This window comes from Actinomadura fibrosa, assembly GCF_900659615.1.
Taxonomy (GTDB): domain Bacteria; phylum Actinomycetota; class Actinomycetes; order Streptosporangiales; family Streptosporangiaceae; genus Spirillospora; species Spirillospora fibrosa.
Window position 1 is genome coordinate 1 of record NZ_CAACUY010000193.1, and the last position, 17,416, is coordinate 17,416.

General features: G+C 74.7%; 12 protein-coding genes. 8 read left to right on the top strand and 4 right to left on the bottom strand.

Annotation, left to right across the window (positions count from 1 at the left end):
* Positions 1 to 303: 303 nt before the first annotated feature.
* The 4 genes from E1300_RS37465 (at position 304) to E1300_RS37480 (ending at position 5,202) form a co-directional block, all read left to right on the top strand.
* On the top strand, positions 304 to 2,043 hold the full coding sequence (locus E1300_RS37465) for an EsaB/YukD family protein (RefSeq protein ID WP_165503168.1): 1,740 nt from the start codon (positions 304 to 306) through the stop codon (positions 2,041 to 2,043).
* A 111-nt stretch (positions 2,044 to 2,154) separates the two neighbouring features.
* Positions 2,155 to 2,376 carry a hypothetical protein gene (locus tag E1300_RS37470; RefSeq protein WP_131761870.1) on the top strand — a complete coding sequence of 74 codons (222 nt, stop codon included), beginning with the start codon at positions 2,155 to 2,157 and terminating at the stop codon, positions 2,374 to 2,376.
* A gap of 31 nt (positions 2,377 to 2,407) precedes the next feature.
* Positions 2,408 to 4,402: a glycosyltransferase family 39 protein gene (locus E1300_RS37475; protein ID WP_242619638.1), complete on the top strand. Its 1,995-nt coding sequence runs from the start codon at positions 2,408 to 2,410 to the stop codon at positions 4,400 to 4,402.
* A 164-nt stretch (positions 4,403 to 4,566) separates the two neighbouring features.
* The gene (locus E1300_RS37480; protein WP_278045417.1) at positions 4,567 to 5,202 is read left to right on the top strand and encodes a Crp/Fnr family transcriptional regulator; all 636 of its coding nucleotides are present in this window, start codon (positions 4,567 to 4,569) and stop codon (positions 5,200 to 5,202) included.
* 65 nt (positions 5,203 to 5,267) lie between these two features.
* On the opposite strand, the gene E1300_RS37485 is transcribed toward E1300_RS37480, so the two are convergent.
* Positions 5,268 to 6,134 carry an SAM-dependent methyltransferase gene (locus E1300_RS37485; protein WP_165503170.1) on the bottom strand — a complete coding sequence of 289 codons (867 nt, stop codon included), beginning with the start codon at positions 6,132 to 6,134 and terminating at the stop codon, positions 5,268 to 5,270.
* A gap of 186 nt (positions 6,135 to 6,320) precedes the next feature.
* On the opposite strand from E1300_RS37485, the gene E1300_RS37490 reads away from it, so the two are divergent.
* A complete protein-coding gene (locus E1300_RS37490; protein WP_131761873.1) occupies positions 6,321 to 8,819 on the top strand; it encodes an ATP-binding protein in 2,499 nt (832 codons plus the stop codon).
* A 439-nt stretch (positions 8,820 to 9,258) separates the two neighbouring features.
* Here E1300_RS37490 and E1300_RS37495 read toward each other — a convergent pair whose 3' ends face one another.
* A complete protein-coding gene (locus E1300_RS37495) occupies positions 9,259 to 10,659 on the bottom strand; it encodes a glycosyltransferase family 4 protein (RefSeq protein ID WP_131761874.1) in 1,401 nt (466 codons plus the stop codon).
* A gap of 116 nt (positions 10,660 to 10,775) precedes the next feature.
* Between E1300_RS37495 and E1300_RS37500 the strand changes: the two genes are divergently transcribed.
* The 3 genes from E1300_RS37500 to E1300_RS37510 all read left to right on the top strand — a co-directional run bounded on the left by E1300_RS37500 (position 10,776) and on the right by E1300_RS37510 (position 14,918).
* Positions 10,776 to 11,543 (top strand): Crp/Fnr family transcriptional regulator, encoded by a 768-nt coding sequence (locus E1300_RS37500; protein WP_165503171.1) that lies wholly within the window; start codon positions 10,776 to 10,778, stop codon positions 11,541 to 11,543.
* A 430-nt stretch (positions 11,544 to 11,973) separates the two neighbouring features.
* Positions 11,974 to 12,792, top strand: coding sequence for an adenylate/guanylate cyclase (locus E1300_RS37505; protein WP_131761876.1), 819 nt, complete (start codon positions 11,974 to 11,976; stop codon positions 12,790 to 12,792).
* Entirely contained in the window at positions 12,789 to 14,918 is a 2,130-nt protein-coding gene (locus tag E1300_RS37510) for a hypothetical protein (protein WP_131761877.1), read from the top strand. Before E1300_RS37505 ends, E1300_RS37510 begins: the two co-directional genes overlap by 4 nt.
* A gap of 51 nt (positions 14,919 to 14,969) precedes the next feature.
* On the opposite strand, the gene argG is transcribed toward E1300_RS37510, so the two are convergent.
* Both argG and E1300_RS50610 read right to left on the bottom strand, forming a co-directional pair.
* Positions 14,970 to 16,418: an argininosuccinate synthase gene (argG, locus tag E1300_RS37515; protein WP_131761878.1), complete on the bottom strand. Its 1,449-nt coding sequence runs from the start codon at positions 16,416 to 16,418 to the stop codon at positions 14,970 to 14,972.
* Between the two features lie 68 nt (positions 16,419 to 16,486).
* Positions 16,487 to 17,416 (bottom strand): hypothetical protein (locus E1300_RS50610; RefSeq protein WP_165503172.1); only part of this gene is annotated, 930 nt, incomplete at its 5' end.

Genomic DNA, 17,416 nt, shown 5'->3' on the forward strand with positions numbered 1-17,416 from the left:
CGCGGCCACCGAGAGCAGCGCGAACGCGTCCCGCGCGGCGGCGCCCGTCGCCCGCGGCAGGGCGGGCGGCGCCTCCAGCATCAGCTCGCCCTGCGGCAGCGGCGGAGCGGGACGCCGCGGGCGGCGCCTGACCAGCACGGTGCTCATGTGCCCATGCCTCCCCGCTCGTCCCGTTCGCCCCGCTTGCCCTACTCCCCGTCGCGCGGAAGATCAGGTTCGGGACCGATTTTAGGCGGGCCGAGAATCCGCATGGGGCAGGATGGGCGGCGATCTGAAGTCGTTGGGCGACACATGGGGACCGCGATGCATCCGGACGAGGACGACCTGTGCCGGGTGACGATCGCGGGCCCGCGGCGCCGGGTGGACCTCGCGCTGCCGGTGCGGACGCCGTTCGCCGACCTGCTCCCGACGATCCTCGGCTACGCCGTCGCCGACCAGGCCGACTACGGCGCCGGGCATGACGGCTGGGTCCTGCAACGCCTGGACGACACCCGCTTCCCCGAGGACATGACCCCGGCGGAGGCCGGGCTGCGGCACGGCGAGGTGCTCTACCTGCGGCCCGCCGACCGCACCTTCCCCGACGTCGGCACCGAGGACGTCGTCGACCCGCTCGTCCCGGCGAACGACGAGCGATCCGGCCAGTGGGGGCCGCGCTGGGCGGTGCTCGGCGGCGCCGGCGCCATGGCCGTCACGGCCGCCGCGGTGGCCGCCGTGTCCCTGCTCCCGGGCCCGCCCTGGTGGCCGCGGACCGTCCTGGCGGCCACGACGGCACTCTGCTGCCTAGGCGTCGGCGCCGTCCTGACCCGACGGCCCGCCCCCAGCACGACGAACGCAAGCGCGACAAACGCAGGCGCGGCGGGCGCTGGTGCGGCGAACGCAGGCGCGGCGGATGCTGGTGCGGTGGGCACGGCCGACGGCGGCGCGGGCGGTGGCGCGGACCGCTCGGGCGGTGGCGCGGACGGCGCGGACCGCCCGGGCGGTGGTGCTGGCGGTGCGGGCGGTGCTGGCGGTGCGGGTGGTGGTGCGGGCGGTGGTGCGGGTTGGAGTGGTGGTGTGGCCGGGGTCGGTGCGGCGGGTGCGGCCTATGGCGGTGTTGGCCGTGCAGGTCGGGGCGGTGGTGCCAGTTGGGTCGGCGGTGCCGGTGTGGGCGGTGGTGCGTATGTGGTGGGGGCGGGTATCGCTTTGTTCGCGGCGCCTCTCGCCTTTGTTGCGGCTTTTCACGGTGACGCCGGGGACTTCGGTTCGGCGGGGCCGGTCCGGCTGGCCGGGGCGGTGGCCGCGTTCGGCGTCGCCGCCCTGCTCGGCGCGGTCCTCGCGGGCGCGGTCCGGCCGGTGGCGGTCGGTACCGCGCTCGCGGCCCTCGCGGCCGTCCTCGTGCTCGGTGCCGCCGCGGCTTTCGACGGCGTGCCCGCCGCCGGAGTCGTGGCCGCGGGCCTCGTGCCGCTCCTCCCGTCTGCCGCGCTGATCCCCGGCACGGCGCTCTGGTACGCCCGCCGCCGCCTCGCCGCGGATCCGGCCGTCCCGTCACCGGTGGGAAGCGGCGCGAACGAGGGCCCGCCCGGTGGCCTGACCGCGCATCGGCTGCGGCACCGGGCGACGCTCGTGAACCGGGCGACGACCGCCCTGCTCCTCGCCGTCGTCCTGGCGGGCCTCGCCGGGCAGAGCGTCCTCGCGTTCTCCGGCGGACGGACCGGAACCGCCGCCTGCGCGGTCGCCGCCGTGATGCTCGCCCTGCGCGCGCGTCCGTTCGTCCTCGCCGCGCACCGGATGGCGCCGCTGCTCGCCGGTGCGGCGGGCCTTGGCCTGGCGGCGGTCGGCGCCGCGGCGGACGAACCGCCCGACGCCGCCGCCCTCCTCGCCGCGACGTCCGTGCCGCTGATCGTGTCGCTCGGCGTGGCGGCCCTCGCGCTGCGCAGACGATGGCCCGTCCCCGCCCTCTACGAAACCGGCGGTTCACGCGCGCGGAAGAGGCTCCTCCTCGGGCTGGAAGCCGTCCTGACGCTGGCACTCCTGGCCTTGGCCGTCACCCTCTGCGCCACCTGAGAGCGGCATGAACGCGGGATGAGCGGCCCTTGAGCCGGGTCCCGCGGACTCTGAGGGCCCTCTCATCGCCGCGTCACCGCCCTCACACCCGGCGTCGCGAACCTGGTCGGCATGAGCGAACTGATCGAGATGACACGGGTTCCGTCGACGCACCAGGTCCGGACCGGTGAGGGGCGCGTCCCGCGCACGGGCGGCGCCGCCTGCCTGGGCACCGACCTCACGATCGTGGACGACCTGCGCGGCCTGGCCCGCCTCCGCCGCATCGCCCGCGGCGAGCTGATCCTCGCGGTGCCGTCACGTGGCGCGGCCGCCGCGCGGCGCGCCGCGGCCTGACCCCGAAAGGAAGGGAGGAGACGAGCCGATCATGACCATGCAGCTCACTCACGCGGACGCGACCGCACCAGGTACCGCGCCCGCGTTTGCCGGACGCCATCGGCGGCCGGACGGGACCGGCCGATCGCCTCGCGGAGCCAGGGCGGTCCTGGGGGCGATCCTCGCCCTCGCCGCCGTCCTGTACGGATGGGGCATCTCCGCCCAGTCCGCCAACTCCTACTACTCCGCGGCGGTGCTGTCGGGCACGAAGAGCTGGAAGGCGTTCTTCTTCGGCTCGCTGGACGCCGGCAACTACATCACCGTGGACAAGCCGCCGCTGGCGCTGTGGGTCCAGTCCCTCACCGCGCGGGCCGTCGGCGTCAACGGCTGGAGCCTCGTCGGGCCGTCCGTCGTGATGGGCGTGGCCGCGGTCGCGGTCCTGTACGTGACGGTGCGGCGCGCGTTCGGCACGGCCGCCGCGCTGATCGCCGCGCTCGTCCTCACGCTGACGCCGATCACGGTCGCGATCGACCGGGACAACAACCCCGACACGCTGCTGGTCCTCCTGCTGGTCTGCGCGGCGTGGGCGCTCCAGCGCGCCGTCGGCTCCGGGCGGCTGCGCTGGCTGCTCGCCTGCGCGGTCTTCATCGGCCTCGGCTTCAACACGAAGATGGCGCAGGCGTTCCTGGTGCTCCCCGGCTTCGCGCTCGTGTACCTGGCCTGCGCCTCCGGACGGCTCCGGCGCCGCGTCGGGCACCTGGCCGCGGCCGGAGCGGCGCTGCTGGTGTCGGCGTCGTGGTGGATGGTCATCGTCGACCTCGTCCCCGCGTCGTCCCGCCCGTACATCGGCGGCAGCACCGACAACTCGGCGTGGAACCTGGTCGTCGGCTACAACGGCCTCGGCAGGATCTTCGGCTCCGAGGGCGGCGCGGGCGGCGGCCAGGGCGGGAGCTTCGGCGGCGCCGCCGGGATCTCCCGGCTGTTCAACGACACGATGGGCGGCCAGATCTCCTGGCTGCTGCCGCTCGCCGCGATCGCCCTGGTCGCGACCCTGGTCGCGCGGGGCCGGCGCCCGCGCACCGACCTCGCCCGCGCCGCCGCGCTGATCTGGGGCGGCTGGCTGGCCGTGCACTTCCTGGTGTTCAGCCTCAGCGAGGGCACCTTCCACCCGTACTACACGACCGCGATGGCGCCCGCGATCGGCGCGCTGACCGGTGCCGGAGCCGTCGCCCTGTGGCGCGCCCCGCGCCGCCTGGCCTGGGCGCTCCCGGTCGCGGTACTCGTCACCGGCGGCTGGGCGTTCGCGCTGCTGCGCCGCACGCCGTCCTGGAACCCCTGGCTGGCCTGGACGATCCTCGCGTTCACCGCTGTGGCCGTCCTCGCCCTGACGGCCCGCGCCCTACGCACTCGGCGCCGGGGCGCGGCCCGCACGCTGGCCGTCTTCGCCGTGACGGCGAGCCTGCTCGCGTCCCTGACCGGTCCGGCGGCCTACGCCGTCTCGGCCGCGACCGGCACGTCGAGGGCGGGCGGCACCAACCCGACCGCCGGTCCGTCCGTCGCGGGCGGCGGCATGGGCGGGGGTCCCAGCGGAGGCCCCAGCGGCGGGCCGTCCGGTAAGGCGACCCGCCCGTCCGGTGCCCCTGCGGGCGGAGCGCCCTCGGGCGGTACCCGGTCCGGCGGCGGCCCGTCCGGTATGGGTGGGAACGTCAGCTCGGCGCTCATCTCCTACCTGGAGCGGAACCGGGGCGGCGCCACGTGGCTGCTCGCGGTGTCCAGCGCGCAGAGCGCGGCGACGATCGAGCTCCAGACCGGCGAACCGGTGATCGCCATGGGCGGCTTCACCGGCAGCGACCCGGCCATGACGGTCGCCAAGCTCCAGCGGTACGTCGAGGACGGCAAGCTGAAGTACGTCCTGCTCGGCGACGACGGCCGAGGCGGTTCGGCCGGCTCCGCGGTCACCGCCTGGATCAAGAAGAACGGCACCGCCATCAGCGCCACCGCCTACGGAGGCGGAAGCACCTCAGGCACCCTCTACAAACTGACCTGACGCCCCATCCCGCACGGAGCGGCCCGGTGACCACCATCACCGGGCCGCTCCGAGGGCTTCGGTAATTCGACCGAAAGCGGCCGGGGATATGCGCGGTGCGGGCCGTCCGAATAGGCGAAGGTTCTCCGCGGACGGGGAGGATGCCTGTGTACGAGTTCTGGTCGATGCTGGACGGCGCGGAGCGGCGGGATCTGTGCGGAGCGGGTCACATCCGTGTTTTCCCGGATTCTTGCGAACTGTATGTGCAGGGACATCGAACCGGGGTGATAATGGTCCTGCTCGACGCCCATGTGCGGGTGACGCGGCGCACCGGGAACGGTGAGGTGTGGCTCGCCTTCCGCGGTCCCGGGGACGTCATCGGCGAGATGTCGCTGGTGGACGACCGGCCGCACTCGGCGACCGTGGCCGCGGTGGGCGGGGGGCGCGCCCTGGTGCTCTCGCACGAGGCGTTCGACGCGGTGGCGCGGCGGCACGACGGGCTGCACCGGGCGCTGTTGCGCGTGGTCAGCCAGCGGTTGCGGTGCGCCGACGACGAGCGCAGCGTCGGTGACGAGAGCGTTCTGCTGCGGGTGGCGCGGCTCCTGGACCAGACCCGGCGGGACGCGGGGCCCGCAGGCGTGGTGCCCGTCCGTTTCCAGCACGAGATGGCCGAGCTGCTGGGGGTGTCCCGCGCCTCGGTGGTGCGCGCCCTCTCGAAGCTCCGGGCGGGCGGGATCGTCTCCACAAGGCACGGCCGCGTCACCGTCCTCGATCCGGTTCGATTGGGCCGCCTGCTGCCGGGTGAGCGCCAGAGCGCCTGACAATGGCCGGCCCGCGCCGTTTCGAGTTTCCCGGCTGAAACGATGTGCCTCTCACAGGCCATCGCTCAGGACACATCTGTGGCCGGGGAAACGGTTTCGGTGCGCTCGCCTACGAGAGGGAAGCCGCTCCGGCCGTCCGGATGGGGACGGACGGCGAGGATCTGGTGCACGCTCGCCTGGCCGGTCTGGAAGGCCAGCGAGCCGCCCGCGAGGTACAGCCGCCAGCTCCGCGCCCGGCGCGCGCCGACACGGTCCACGACCGCGTCCCAGGAACCGTTCAGCGCGTCCCACCAGGCGTCCATCGTGGCGACGTAGTGCTCGCGCAGCGACACGACCTCGCGGATCTCGAAGCCCGCTGACTCCAGGTGGCCGAGCGTGACGGGAAGCGCGTGCGCCGCCAGCCCCGCGCCCGAGTGCGACCGGACGAGGGCGGCGTCCCCGTCCGCGACCCGGCCGCGCGTGATCTGCTGGAGGAGGAGGCGGCCGCCGGGGCGGAGCCGCCGGTACAGGGTGGCGCAGTAGCCGGCCTGGTCGTCCCGTACGGCGTACTCGCCCGCCTCGATGGAGGACACCGCGTCGAAGGGGCCGCCGGCGGCGTCCCGGTAGCCGCATGCCTGGACGTCGGCCGAGCCGCGCAGCCCGCGCTCGGCGATCCGCGCGTCGACGAACGCGCGCTGGGCCTCGGAGTACGCGACGCCCGTGGCGCGGGCGCCGTAGCGGGCGGCGGCGTGCAGGAGCAGCGACCCCCAGCCGCAGTCGACGTCCAGGAGGTGCGATCCCGGTCCGAGGCCGAGCTTCCGGCAGACGAGGTCGAGCTTGTCGCGCTGCGCCTCCGCCGCTCCGTAACCCGGCGCGCGGGACGTCCAGTAGGCGCACGAGTACGTCAGCGCGGGGTCGAGAAGCAGTGCGTGGAAGCCGTTCGGATCTGCCAACGCCCTACCTCGTCGCTCGACCGGCACGGAACGGACACCGCCAGATCAGCACGGCGTCCGCCGGATCGGCGGTGGATCTGGACGTTCCTGGAATACGCTGAGATCTCCCGCGCGCCGCCGATGTCGTAGCCCCGCCTGGATCGGCGCCGAACGCGGCGGACCGTGCACGGCGACGCGGAGGAAGCGGTGTCCGAGGACGTGCGACACCGGCTCGGCGACGATCCCGAGCCACTGCGCAGGCGGCTGGCCGGCGAGCTGACCCTCCTGCTGTTCCGGCGGGAGCGGCAGCTCGGGCGCGCGCTGGACCGCGGCGAGCTCGCGCGGCGCGTGAACGTCTCCAGGAGCAGCCTGTACGCCTACCTCAAGGGCACCACGCTGCCGCGGACGAACGTCTTCGACCGGCTGCTGTCGGTGCTCGGCGCCGAGGCCGCCGAGATGCGCGAGCTGAGCACGCTCCGCGACACCATCGAGGTGGCCCAGCAGAGACCGCAGGGCACCGGCGCGGACCGTCCGGCCGAGCCGGGGCACGGAACGCCGGACGTGGCGCGGCGAGCCGCCCGGGTGCCGCTGCCGCGCCAGCTCCCGCCGGTCACCGGCCACTTCGCCGGGCGGGAGGCCGAGCTCCGCCGCCTGGACGGCATCCTCGACGAGGCGGACGCGTCGGCGGCCGTCATCGTCACCGTCGACGGCAGCGCCGGAGTCGGGAAGAGCACGCTCGCGCTGCGGTGGGCGCACCAGGTCAAGGACCAGTACCCGGACGGCCAGCTCCACGTGAACCTGCGCGGCTTCGACCCGGAGGGCCCCGCCGATCCCGGCGAGGTGCTGCACCGGTTCCTTCAGGCGCTCGGCGCCGCGCCGGAGTCGATCCCGGCCGGGCTGGACGCGAAGGCGGCGCTCTACCGCAGCCTGCTGGCCGACCGGCGGATCCTGGTGGTGCTCGACAACGCGGCCTCGTCCGCCGCCGTCCGCCCGCTGCTGCCGGGCACGGCCACCTGCCTGGCCGTCGTCACCGGGCGGAACCGGCTGGAGAGCCTCCTGGTCCGGGAGGGCGCCCACCGGCTGACCCTCGACGTGCTGCCCTACCGCGAGGCGCTGAGCCTGCTGGAACGGTGGCTCGGGGCGCGCCGGCTGGCCGAGCAGGCCGCCGCCGCGGACGAGCTGATGGAGCTGTGCGCCCGCCTGCCGCTGGCCCTGAGCATCGTGGCGGCCCGGGCCGCGGCCCGTCCGGACGGTTCGCTGGAGCGGCTCGCCGACCGGCTGCGGGACGTGCCCGACCGGTTGGAGGCGCTCGGCGCGGGCGCGGCCGACCTGGATCTGCGCAGGGTCTTCCAGACCTCCTACGCGCTGCTCCCCGAGCCGGCGGCCCGGCTGTTCCAGCTGCTCGGGACGCACGTCGGGCCCGACATCGACGCGCACGCCTGCGCCGCCCTGCTCGGCGCCGCCGCGCCGCCGCGGGCGGAGCTGGACGCGCTCACCGGCGCCCACATGCTGACCGAGCAGGAGGACGGCCGCTTCTCCTCGCACGACCTCCTGCGGGCCTTCGCGCGCCAGCTCGCCGACCGGCTCGGCGAGGCGGACCGCCGCGCCGCGGTCGAGCGCGTCCTGGACTACTACCTGTGCACGGCGATCCGGGCGGGCCGCCACATCGAGCCGTGCCGGGCGAGGGAGCTCCCGGAGCCCGGACCGTCGTGGGCCGGCCCGCGCATCGACGGCTACGCCGACGCGGTCGCCTGGTTCACGGCCGAGATCCCGACCCTGCACGCGACGATGGAGCAGGCGGCCGCGGAGGGGTTCCACGGGCACGTCTGGCGGCTCGCGTGGGCCGCGACCGTCTTCCTCCGCCGGACGGGCCGCCGGGACGAGCGCGTCGCGGTCCACCGCGCCGGGCTGGCGGCCGCCGGACGGGCGGACGACCGCGCCGTGCCGGCCACGTCGATGCGGCTGCTCGGCGACGGGCTGACCAGGCTGGGCGAGCACGCGGAGGCACGCGAACTGTTGGAGGCGTCGCTGGCGGAGTGCCGGGCCATCGGCGACGCCCGCGGCGCCTTCCAGGCCCACCTCTCCCTGTCGCGCCTGCACGACGCGGCGGGTGCGCACGCCGAGGCGCTGGAGCACGCCGAAGAGGCGCTGCGGTCGCCGGTCGGCTCCGGCGACCCGCTCGCGGAGGCGGACGCCCTGATCGAGGTCACCGAGCAGCGCGAGCGCGCCGGCCGGTGCGCCGAGGCGCTGCCGCTGGGGCGGCGCGCGCTCGACCTCTACCGCGGGCTCCGGTACGTGGAGGGCGAGGCGTACGCGCTCCGCACCATCGGACGCATCGAGCGGCGTCTCGGCCGGACGCGGGACGCGATCGTCCGCTACGAGCGGTCCCTCGAACTCGACCGGCGGCTGGGCGACCGCTTCTGGGCGGCGCACGTCCTGTCCGACCTGGCGAACGCGCACGAGGAGGCGGGCGAGCCGGGTCGGGCGCGGGCGCGCCGCCTGGAGGCGCTCGCGATGTTCGAGTCGATACGCCATCCCGCCTCGCGGGCGGTCAGGACCATGCTCGACGCGGACACCCCCACCCCGGATAGCGCCGGAACCGTCTCCACCGAGCGGCTGAACCGCCGGGCGGCGGGGCGCCGGGCCGTGGGCCGTCGGACCGCTGGACTGCTGAACCGCCGGACCGCTGAACCGCTGGACTGCTGAACCGCTGGACTGCTGAACCGCTGGACTGCTGAACCGCTGGACTGCTGAACCGCTGGACTGCTGAACCGCCGGACCGCTGAACCGCCGGGCCGCCGGGCCGCCGGGCCGCCGGGCCGCTGAACCGCCGAGCCGCGGGCTGCCGGGCCGCCGTGGTGCGATGGGCCGCTGAACCGCCGGGTCGCCGTGGTGCGATGGGGGGCCGTGGCGCGATGGGGCGCCGTGGCGCGATGGGGGGCTGCGGCGCGATGGGTGCCGTCCAGCGCCGTCCAGCGTTTCCCAGTTCCGCCGCCGCCCCGGCGGTGCGCCGTGGTGCCGTGGGGCGAGGGACCGGTCCGGCCGAGGACGGGCGATGCGGGGCGCTGACGCCGGCCGGTCCGGTCCCGCAGCCGACGAGCGCCCGGTCAGCGACGGTAGGTGCACCGTGCCAGAGCAGCGACGATCACAGCACGCCGAGCAGCCGGTCCGCGGCCGCGGCCCAGGTCCGCCGGTCGGCGAGCGCCCGCCGCGCCGCGGCGGCCCGGGCGAAGGCGGCGGCGCGGTCGGTCATGACCGCTGTGATGCGGTGGCCCCACACCGGGACGTCGGTCGCGTCGTCCTGCACGATCGGGACGACGACGTCCCGCGCCTGCTCCGCGGGCAGCACCTCCTCGATGAGCCGGCCCAGCCCGCTCCGCCCGCCGACCAGGGTGGGCGTGCCCGCGGTGATCGCCTCGTGGCCGACCAGCCCGTACCCCTCGACGAGGGACGGCATGAGCGCGAGGCTCGCCCGCCGCAGGTCCCGCTGGATCACCGAGGTCTCGGCCGAGTAGGCGCGCACCGTGACGTTCGCCGCGCGGTGCCCGATCAGGTCGAGGACCCTCTCCCGCACCGCGTGCTCGCTCTTCACGGGCGCCCCGCGGACGAGGAACTCCCAGTCCGCGGCGCCCGGGCACAGGGTGTGGGCGTGGCCGATCGCCCGCGCAGCGAGGTCCAGGCCCTTCAGCGTGGCGTCCGCCATCCGTCCCATGATCAGTATCAGCGGACGGCCGCCCGGCGGGGTCCGCGCCGTGCTTCCCGTGAGGTCGAAGCCCGGATCGAGCCGCAGAAGGCGGGGACGGCGCCCGTCCCCGTCGTCCGGCAGGTCGCGTTCCAGCCATTCGTGCAGCCGCGGCCCCACCGGCACGACGGCGGCCGCGTCCCGCGCCAGGTCGAGTTCCAGCCGGCTGCGCTCGTCGGCGCGCATGCCCGCGTCGTCCTCGCCGTCGAGCTTGTACCACTCGATGTCGTCGGGTGCCATGTGCACGAGGTGGAGGCGGGCCGCGCCGCGGAAGTGGTCCTCGACGAGCGCCTTGGCGACCTGACCGGTGATCCGGCCGTGCCCGACGACCATGTCGGGCTCCGCGCCCGGGGGGAGCGGAGGCCGCCGCATCAGCGCCTCCCGCTCGGTCATCCCGGGCAGCCGGCGGGCGGCGAGGAGCCGGACTCCGGCTCCCGCAGCGTCTCCCCGCTCCTCCTCCGACACACCGGGCACCAGGCAGTACACCTCCGCCCCGGCGGCGGCCAGCGCGATGCACAGGTACCGGTTCAGCGAGCTCAGACCGCCCCGCGCCGGAAACCACTCGTCGGCGACCACGAGCACTCGCGGCGCCCGTCCGGACGAGCGGAAGCCCACCGGCGCGCTCTCCGTCCGGGACGCCTCGCCGCCGGAGCCGCCCACGATCGGCTCGCCCGTGCCGGTGTCGCCCGTACCGGCCGGGCGCGCGCTCGGCGGGCTCTTGGCGCCGTACACGAGGTTCCACCGCCGGGGACCGGCCGCGTCCCGTCCGCCCGGCTCGGGGCGGCCTGCCGTGTCGCCGCTCATGCCGTGGCTCACCTCCCGGCGGACTCCGGCCGCCTCCGTCGGTTCGATCTGAGGCAATCATGGTCCAGCGGCGTCCCCCGCGGCAGGGAAGCGCGCACGGCGGGACGGTGCCGCCGATGACCGGGCCGCCGCGGACCGGACGGTCGACGCTCGGCCCGTTCCTGTCGCTGCTGCGAGCCGAGGAGCGGCGCGACCTCCTTGAGGCGGGCACCGTCCACGGTGTCGCCGCCAGGTCCCGGATCTATGCCGAGGGGCGCCGTTCCGCAAAGGTGGTCGTCCTCCTGACCGCCTACGTCAAGGTGGTCCGCGGGACACGGGACGGCGAGCGGTGGATCGCCTACCGGGGTCCGGGCGACATCCTCGGTGAGCTGTCCCTGGTCGACGGCCTCCCGCACTCCGCGACGGTCCGCGTGGTGCGCGCCGGCCGGGTCGCGGTGCTGTCCTACGAAGCGTTCGACCAGGTGATGCGGCGGTACGAGGGCATCCGCACCGCGCTGCTGCGGGTCGTCGTGCACCGGTTGCGCGAGGCCGACCGGAGCGACGGCGCCGCGCGGGAGCCGACGCTGCTCCGGGTGGCCCGGCTGCTCGGCCGCGCCGAGCACGGCAGCGGCTCCGGGGCGCTGGACGGCACGCCGTTCCGGTACCAGCACGAGATCGCCGAGATGCTCGGGGTGTCCCGCAGCTCGGTCGTCCGCGCCCTGACCGAGCTCAGGAGGCGGGGCATCGTGGCCACCGGGCACGGTTCCATCAGGGTCGTCCGCCTTGAGTCACTGGATGCGCTCCTCGCCGCGTCCGATGAGGGCGCGGAAGCCCCGGACCGCCCTCCGGCCGCCCTGCCCGGGCCTCGCGAGGCACCGGAATCGAGGCGCCGTGATCCCCGCTGAATGGCGCACGTGCGCCATTCGCCGACTCGATCCGGCCCGTCCCCGCGCGGCCTCGGCGACCGGCCGGCGCGGTGCGACCGAGGTGCATGGCGTTCCTGTGGCCAGCGGGGACGGAGGAGCGGCGCCGGGAGGAGCGCGCAGCGAACCGGGTCACGCCGGCGGTCGCCTCCGCACGACCGTGTTGACCGCGGCCGACCGGCTCCCGAGGGTTGTTGCAGTCCAGTCCGGCACGAACCGCCGGATGGCCGCTCACGGGCGGGGTCCCGGAACGCGATCACCAGGACGCGCCGACAGATCACCGCACCGAGATCACGCACCGAGATCAGCGTCACGCAAGCACCGTCACGCAAGCACCGTCATGCAAGTCACCGTCATCGAACGCCGTCATCGCGAGCGCGGTCACGGCGACGCGAAGGAGGGCCGTCCGGCCATGGAGGAGTATCCGGCGCCCGGGACCATCGTGGTCACCGACATCGAGGGCTTCAGCGCCCGCTCCGATCTGGAGCAGCGCCGGGCGCGCGAGGAGATGTACGCCTGGCTGCCGCGGGCCATGGAGCCGCTCTGGTCGAGCTGCTTCCACGAGGACCGCGGTGACGGCGTGCTCATGCTGTGGCCGGCGCAGGTGCCGAGGGCGGTCGTCGTCGCCGGCGTCCTCCGGCTGGCGGCGACCGCGCCGGCCGCCTCGGCGCCCGGCCCGAACCGGCTGCGGATGCGCGTCGCGATGCACGCCGGGGACGTCTACCGGGACGAGCAGGGCTTCGTCGGAGGCGACCTGAACCAGACCTTCAGGCTGAGCGAGTCGGAGCTGCTCAGGACGGCGCTCAGGCGGGCCCAGGGCGCGGTCGCCTACCTGATCTCCGACCACGTCCATCACGGGATCGTGCGTTACGGCGATCCGGCCATCGACCTCCGGACGTTCCATCCCGCCGTCGTCACGTCCAAGGCGGACAGGATGCGCGCCTGGCTGCACATCCCCGGGGAGGACGGCCTCGCCGCGAGGCTCGCCGCGTGGACCGGCCCCGGACCGGCTTCGCACGAGGAGGAACCGAGCGGCCCGCAGGTGCTGGGCGACCTACAGATCGGGGGCGACACAGTCCCGGGCGACAAGTTGATCGGGGGCGGCATCACCAATATCGCGCGGGACAACGCCCGGGTCGGCGTCCAGGGCGTCCACTACGGCCCACTCAACATGGGGGACGGCCCCGCCCGTGAGAACACGAACGCTCGTCGGCCTGAGGGGGAAGAGTGAACTGGGAGCAGGCGGTCTTCAACAACACCGCCAAGGACGGTTCACACGTCGGTGTCCAGGGCGTCTTGATCGGTGACAACTACACCTATGTGCTCAGCCAGAACGCCACACCGGCGGAGAGGCTGGCGAAGGCCAGGGCCTGCCTCGCCGCCCTGAACGCGGTCCCCGCGCGGGCACTGTTCAAGGAGCTCATCGCGGACGAGGGCGCGTCGAACGAGCTCTGCTACCACCTGGCGCTGTCCATCCTGAGCGAGCGGCCCTTCGGCGACCTGGCCACCGACGAGCTCCAGGACCTCCGCTACGCCTTCAGCAGCGCGAGGCGGAACCGCGAGGACCGGTGGTCGGCGCCCATCGAGGCGATCAGGAGCCTCGTCGAGTGCCGCCGCCAGCAGGAGCAGAACGGCGTCACGAGCCGGGACCAGCTCGACGACGCGGTCGGCGCGTACCGGCGGCTGCCGGAGAAGCGCCAGAACGAGATCCAGACCCACCTCGGCCTGGTCATGACGGGTGCCTCGCTGGACCGGCTCGAAGCCGAGTTCGCGGGACGGATCCGCGCGCGGCGGCTCGCCCCGGACCGCAAGGGCCGGGTCTGGAAGTTCTTCGAGCCCGTCCCGGAGCCTCCCCGCGCCCGGATGCCCGAAGCGCCCACGATGAGCGGTCTGCACGGGTTCATGGCCGCCTGCGGCGCCGTCCTCTGCACCGCCGGGCTGCTGTCGGTGCTGATCATCGACCTCGTCCACAGCCCCGGGTTCGCGCTGGCGGTGCTTGCGCTGCTCGGCGCGAGCGGCACCCTGGTGGTGTGCCTCGCGCCGCGCCAGTTCCCGTCCCGCTACCTCGCCGCGTCCGGGGCGCCGCCCGCACCCGGCGCGCCGCACGCCGCGCCGCCCGCCGATCCGGAGTTCGCGGCGTCCATCGAGGAGGCGGTGCGGGCGGTGTTCCACCGGCACTCCTGGCACGCCGGGGCGTGGTCGCCGTCCTTCCGCGCCCACACCCGCACGATCCAGGCGGTGCTCGCCCGGGAGCTCACCGAGCTCTACGCCGCCCCGCGGATCCAGCCCGGAGCGGTGGACTGGCTGATCAGGTGGCATGCCGGCCAGGCGTTCCGCCGCTGGCGGGCCGGCGAGCTGAAGAAGGAGGCGCACTCTCCCTTCGTCCCCCTCGGCTTCACGGCCGGAGCGGTCGGCTGCTGCTTCGGCACGCTCTTCCTCCTCGGCGGGATGGTCGCGTCCACCGGCGGACGCGTCGGGCTCTTCGCCCTGACGATCGCGGTCGGCGCGGTCCTGCTGGCCGCGAGCGGCGTGGACGTGTACCTGGTGCGGAGGCGCAGGCTGCCGGACGAGCGCGCCGCCGCCGCGCGGCGCCGCGAGGGGGAGGCGGCGGCCTACCGGAGCTGGTGCGCGGTGCTGGCCGACCGGCCGAGCGACATCGAGATGGCGCGCTGGCTGGACGACGACAAGCGCCACCTCATGGCCATGTGCCGGAACCAGTACGGGCTGTCCAACGCCGACATCATCGAGCACGCCGTCATCGCCGAGCCGGCGCGGGGGGCGCAGCGCGCCCGCGTCCGCAACGGGGTGTGGCGGTACACGGCCTACGTCCTCTGGGTGTACCTGCTGACGGAGGCGGGGGTGCGGCAGATCAAGATCAGCCTGGACTTCGCCACGGGCGCCCTCCGCAACCAGCGGCGCACCACCTTCCGCTACGACGCGATCGCGTCGGCGGGCGTCGAGGAGGTCGGCGAGCGCGCCGACGACGGGCTCCACATGATCGCCACCGATCCGGACGGCGGGGACCAGGGCGGGCCCGTGCGGCGCCGCCTCCGGCAGAGCTTCCACCTCGCCCTGGTCAACGGCGAGTCGTTCGAGATCACCGTGAAGAGGTTCGAGGAGCCCCCGCCGGGCCCGGAGCAGGAGGACCTGCCGTGGCTCGCGCGGCTGAACCTCGGTCCCTCCGGGGTCGTGAGCACCCTCAAGCTGCTGGAGGAGGTCGCGGCCGAAGGCGGCGAGCGGGTGCGGGCCGCCCGCAGGCGCCGGCGGGTGGCGTCCTTCTCCGACGGCCCCGGCCACGAGCCGCCCCGGCACGGCGCGGCGCCGAACGGCACCGCGGAAGCGAACGGCCACGGCTGACGCCCACGGCTGACACCCCCGGCCGGGACGTGCCCGTCTACAGCGGGACGGTCAGTCGGTGCCGGACTCCATGGCGGCGTGGTCGAGCAGTTCCTCCTCGCCGGCGCCCTTGCCGCGGGACGCGATCGCCTCGGCGCCGCCCTCGCGCATCGCGCCGATCAGGCCGGTCGAGGCGGCCTGCGCGGCGCCGATCAGGGTCGGGTGCTCGGTGCCGACCATGCCGAGGCCGGCGTACTGCTCCAGCCGCGTGCGGGAGTCGGCGATGTCGAGGTTGCGCATGGTGAGCTGGCCGATGCGGTCGACGGGCCCGAACGCGGAGTCCTCGGTGCGCTCCATGGAGAGCTTGTCGGGGTGGTAGCTGAACGCCGGCCCGGACGTGTCCATGATCGAGTAGTCCTCGCCGCGGCGCAGCCGGAGGGTCACCTCGCCGGTGACGGCCGTCCCGACCCAGCGCTGGAGCGACTCGCGGAGCATCAGGGCCTGCGGGTCCAGCCAGCGGCCCTCGTACAGCAGCCGGCCGAGCCGCCGCCCCTCGACGTGGTAGCTGGCGAGGGTGTCCTCGTTGTGGATCGCGTTGACGAGCCGCTCGTAGGAGGCGTGCAGCAGCGCCATGCCGGGGGCCTCGTAGACGCCGCGGCTCTTGGCCTCGATGACGCGGTTCTCGATCTGGTCGGACATGCCCATGCCGTGCCGTCCGCCGATGGCGTTGGCCTCCAGGACGAGGTCGACGGCGGACGCGAACTCCTTGCCGTTGATCGTCACCGGGCGGCCCTGCTCGAAGCCGATCGTGACGTCCTCGGGCTCGATCTCGACCGCGGGGTCCCAGAACCGGACGCCCATGATCGGGTCGACGGTCTCGATGCCCGCGTCGAGGTGTTCGAGGGCCTTGGCCTCGTGGGTCGCGCCCCAGATGTTCGCGTCCGTGGAGTAGGCCTTCTCGGTGCTGTCGCGGTAGGGGAGGCCGCGGGCGAGCAGCCACTGCGACATCTCGGTGCGGCCGCCGAGCTCGCTGACGAAGTCGGCGTCCAGCCACGGCTTGTAGATGCGCAGGGACGGGTTCGCGAGCAGGCCGTAGCGGTAGAACCGCTCGATGTCGTTGCCCTTGAAGGTGGAGCCGTCGCCCCAGATCTGCACGCCGTCCTCCATCATCGCGCGCACCAGGAGGGTGCCGGTGACGGCCCGTCCGAGCGGCGTGGTGTTGAAGTAGGCGCGGTTGCCGGACCGGATGTGGAACGCCCCGCAGGCCAGGGCTGCGAGCCCTTCCTCCACGAGGGCCGCCCGGCAGTCGACCAGCCGCGCGATCTCGGCGCCGTACGCGTCCGCGCGCCCCGGGACGGAGGCGATGTCGGGCTCGTCGTACTGGCCGATGTCGGCGGTGTAGGTGCACGGCACTGCACCCTTCTCGCGCATCCACGCGACCGCTACGGAGGTGTCGAGGCCGCCGGAGAAGGCGATCCCGACGCGTTCGCCGGCAGGGAGGGAGGTGAGCACTTTGGACACGAGTAGAAGTATATGCATACCTCTGCATGACCATGCAACGCCGGAACGGGGGTGTCCGGCGGGCGGGGTCAGGCGGTGACCGGACGGTCCGCGACGGACAGCGCGGTGACGGGGGTGCCGTCGCTCCAGGACCCCATGCTCTGCTCCTGGGCCGTCCCGTCGAGGTAGTCGCACCACGTGCCGGTCAGTGCGCAGGCCCGCGCCGCGTCCCAGAGCTTCCAGACGGCGAAGTAGTCGATGGCGTCGACGGCGTCGCCGGTGCTCATCCCGTGGACGGCGTGCAGGGCCGGGGTGCCGTGGGCGTCGGTGTGCACGAGCACGAAGTCCTTGTCGCGGGCGGCGATGCGGCCCAGGCTGTCCCAGACGTGGTAGCAGCCGTGGCCGGGGTCGGAGCGGGCGTACTCGACCGAGACCATGCAGACCAGCTTCGCCGAGGCGGGGACGCCCGCCATGGACGCGTCGAACTGGTCCCCGACGGGACCGCCGGTCGGCTCGTCCAGCATCACGGCGCGGGGCCGGGGCAAACCGAGCGCCGCCCAGCGGTTGGCCAGGTTGAGCGTGATCATGCCGCCGTAGGAGAAGCCGAAGTAGGACGCCTCGTCCGCCAGCGGCTGCGGGCGCGCGGCGTCCGCCCGCAGCCAGGCCAGGGCGCCCCTGACCCCGCCCGCGGCGGCGGCGAGGGGGTCGCGCATGTTCGGCGCGGGGCACAGCAGGCAGGTCTGCCAGCGGGGGTAGACCACGATGCCGCCGTGCCGGACCGTGTGCCGGATCAGCGCCTCCATCTGCGCGTAGCCGGCGTACTCGCCGTACCCGTGGGCGATCACCGTGACCGGGGCGCGCTGGACGGCCGGCGCCGCCGGGGCGAACACGTACCACGCCTCGTCGCCCTTGCCGCCGGACGTCGCCGTCATGCCGCCGTGCTCGTAGGCGGACCCGCCCGGCCCCACCGCGGGCTGCGCGGGCGGGACGGCCGCGGTGAGCGCCGGCGGGATCCGGTG

Bases quoted from the DNA above. Each gene is read 5' to 3' on its own strand.
- E1300_RS37465 (WP_165503168.1), top strand. From the start codon at position 304: ATGCATCCGGACGAGGACGACCTGTGCCGGGTGACGATCGCGGGCCCG.
- E1300_RS37470 (WP_131761870.1), top strand. From the start codon at position 2,155: ATGAGCGAACTGATCGAGATGACACGGGTTCCGTCGACGCACCAGGTC.
- E1300_RS37475 (WP_242619638.1), top strand. From the start codon at position 2,408: ATGACCATGCAGCTCACTCACGCGGACGCGACCGCACCAGGTACCGCG.
- E1300_RS37480 (WP_278045417.1), top strand. From the start codon at position 4,567: ATGCTGGACGGCGCGGAGCGGCGGGATCTGTGCGGAGCGGGTCACATC.
- E1300_RS37495 (WP_131761874.1), bottom strand. From the start codon at position 10,659: ATGAGCGGCGACACGGCAGGCCGCCCCGAGCCGGGCGGACGGGACGCG.
- E1300_RS37500 (WP_165503171.1), top strand. From the start codon at position 10,776: ATGACCGGGCCGCCGCGGACCGGACGGTCGACGCTCGGCCCGTTCCTG.
- E1300_RS37505 (WP_131761876.1), top strand. From the start codon at position 11,974: ATGGAGGAGTATCCGGCGCCCGGGACCATCGTGGTCACCGACATCGAG.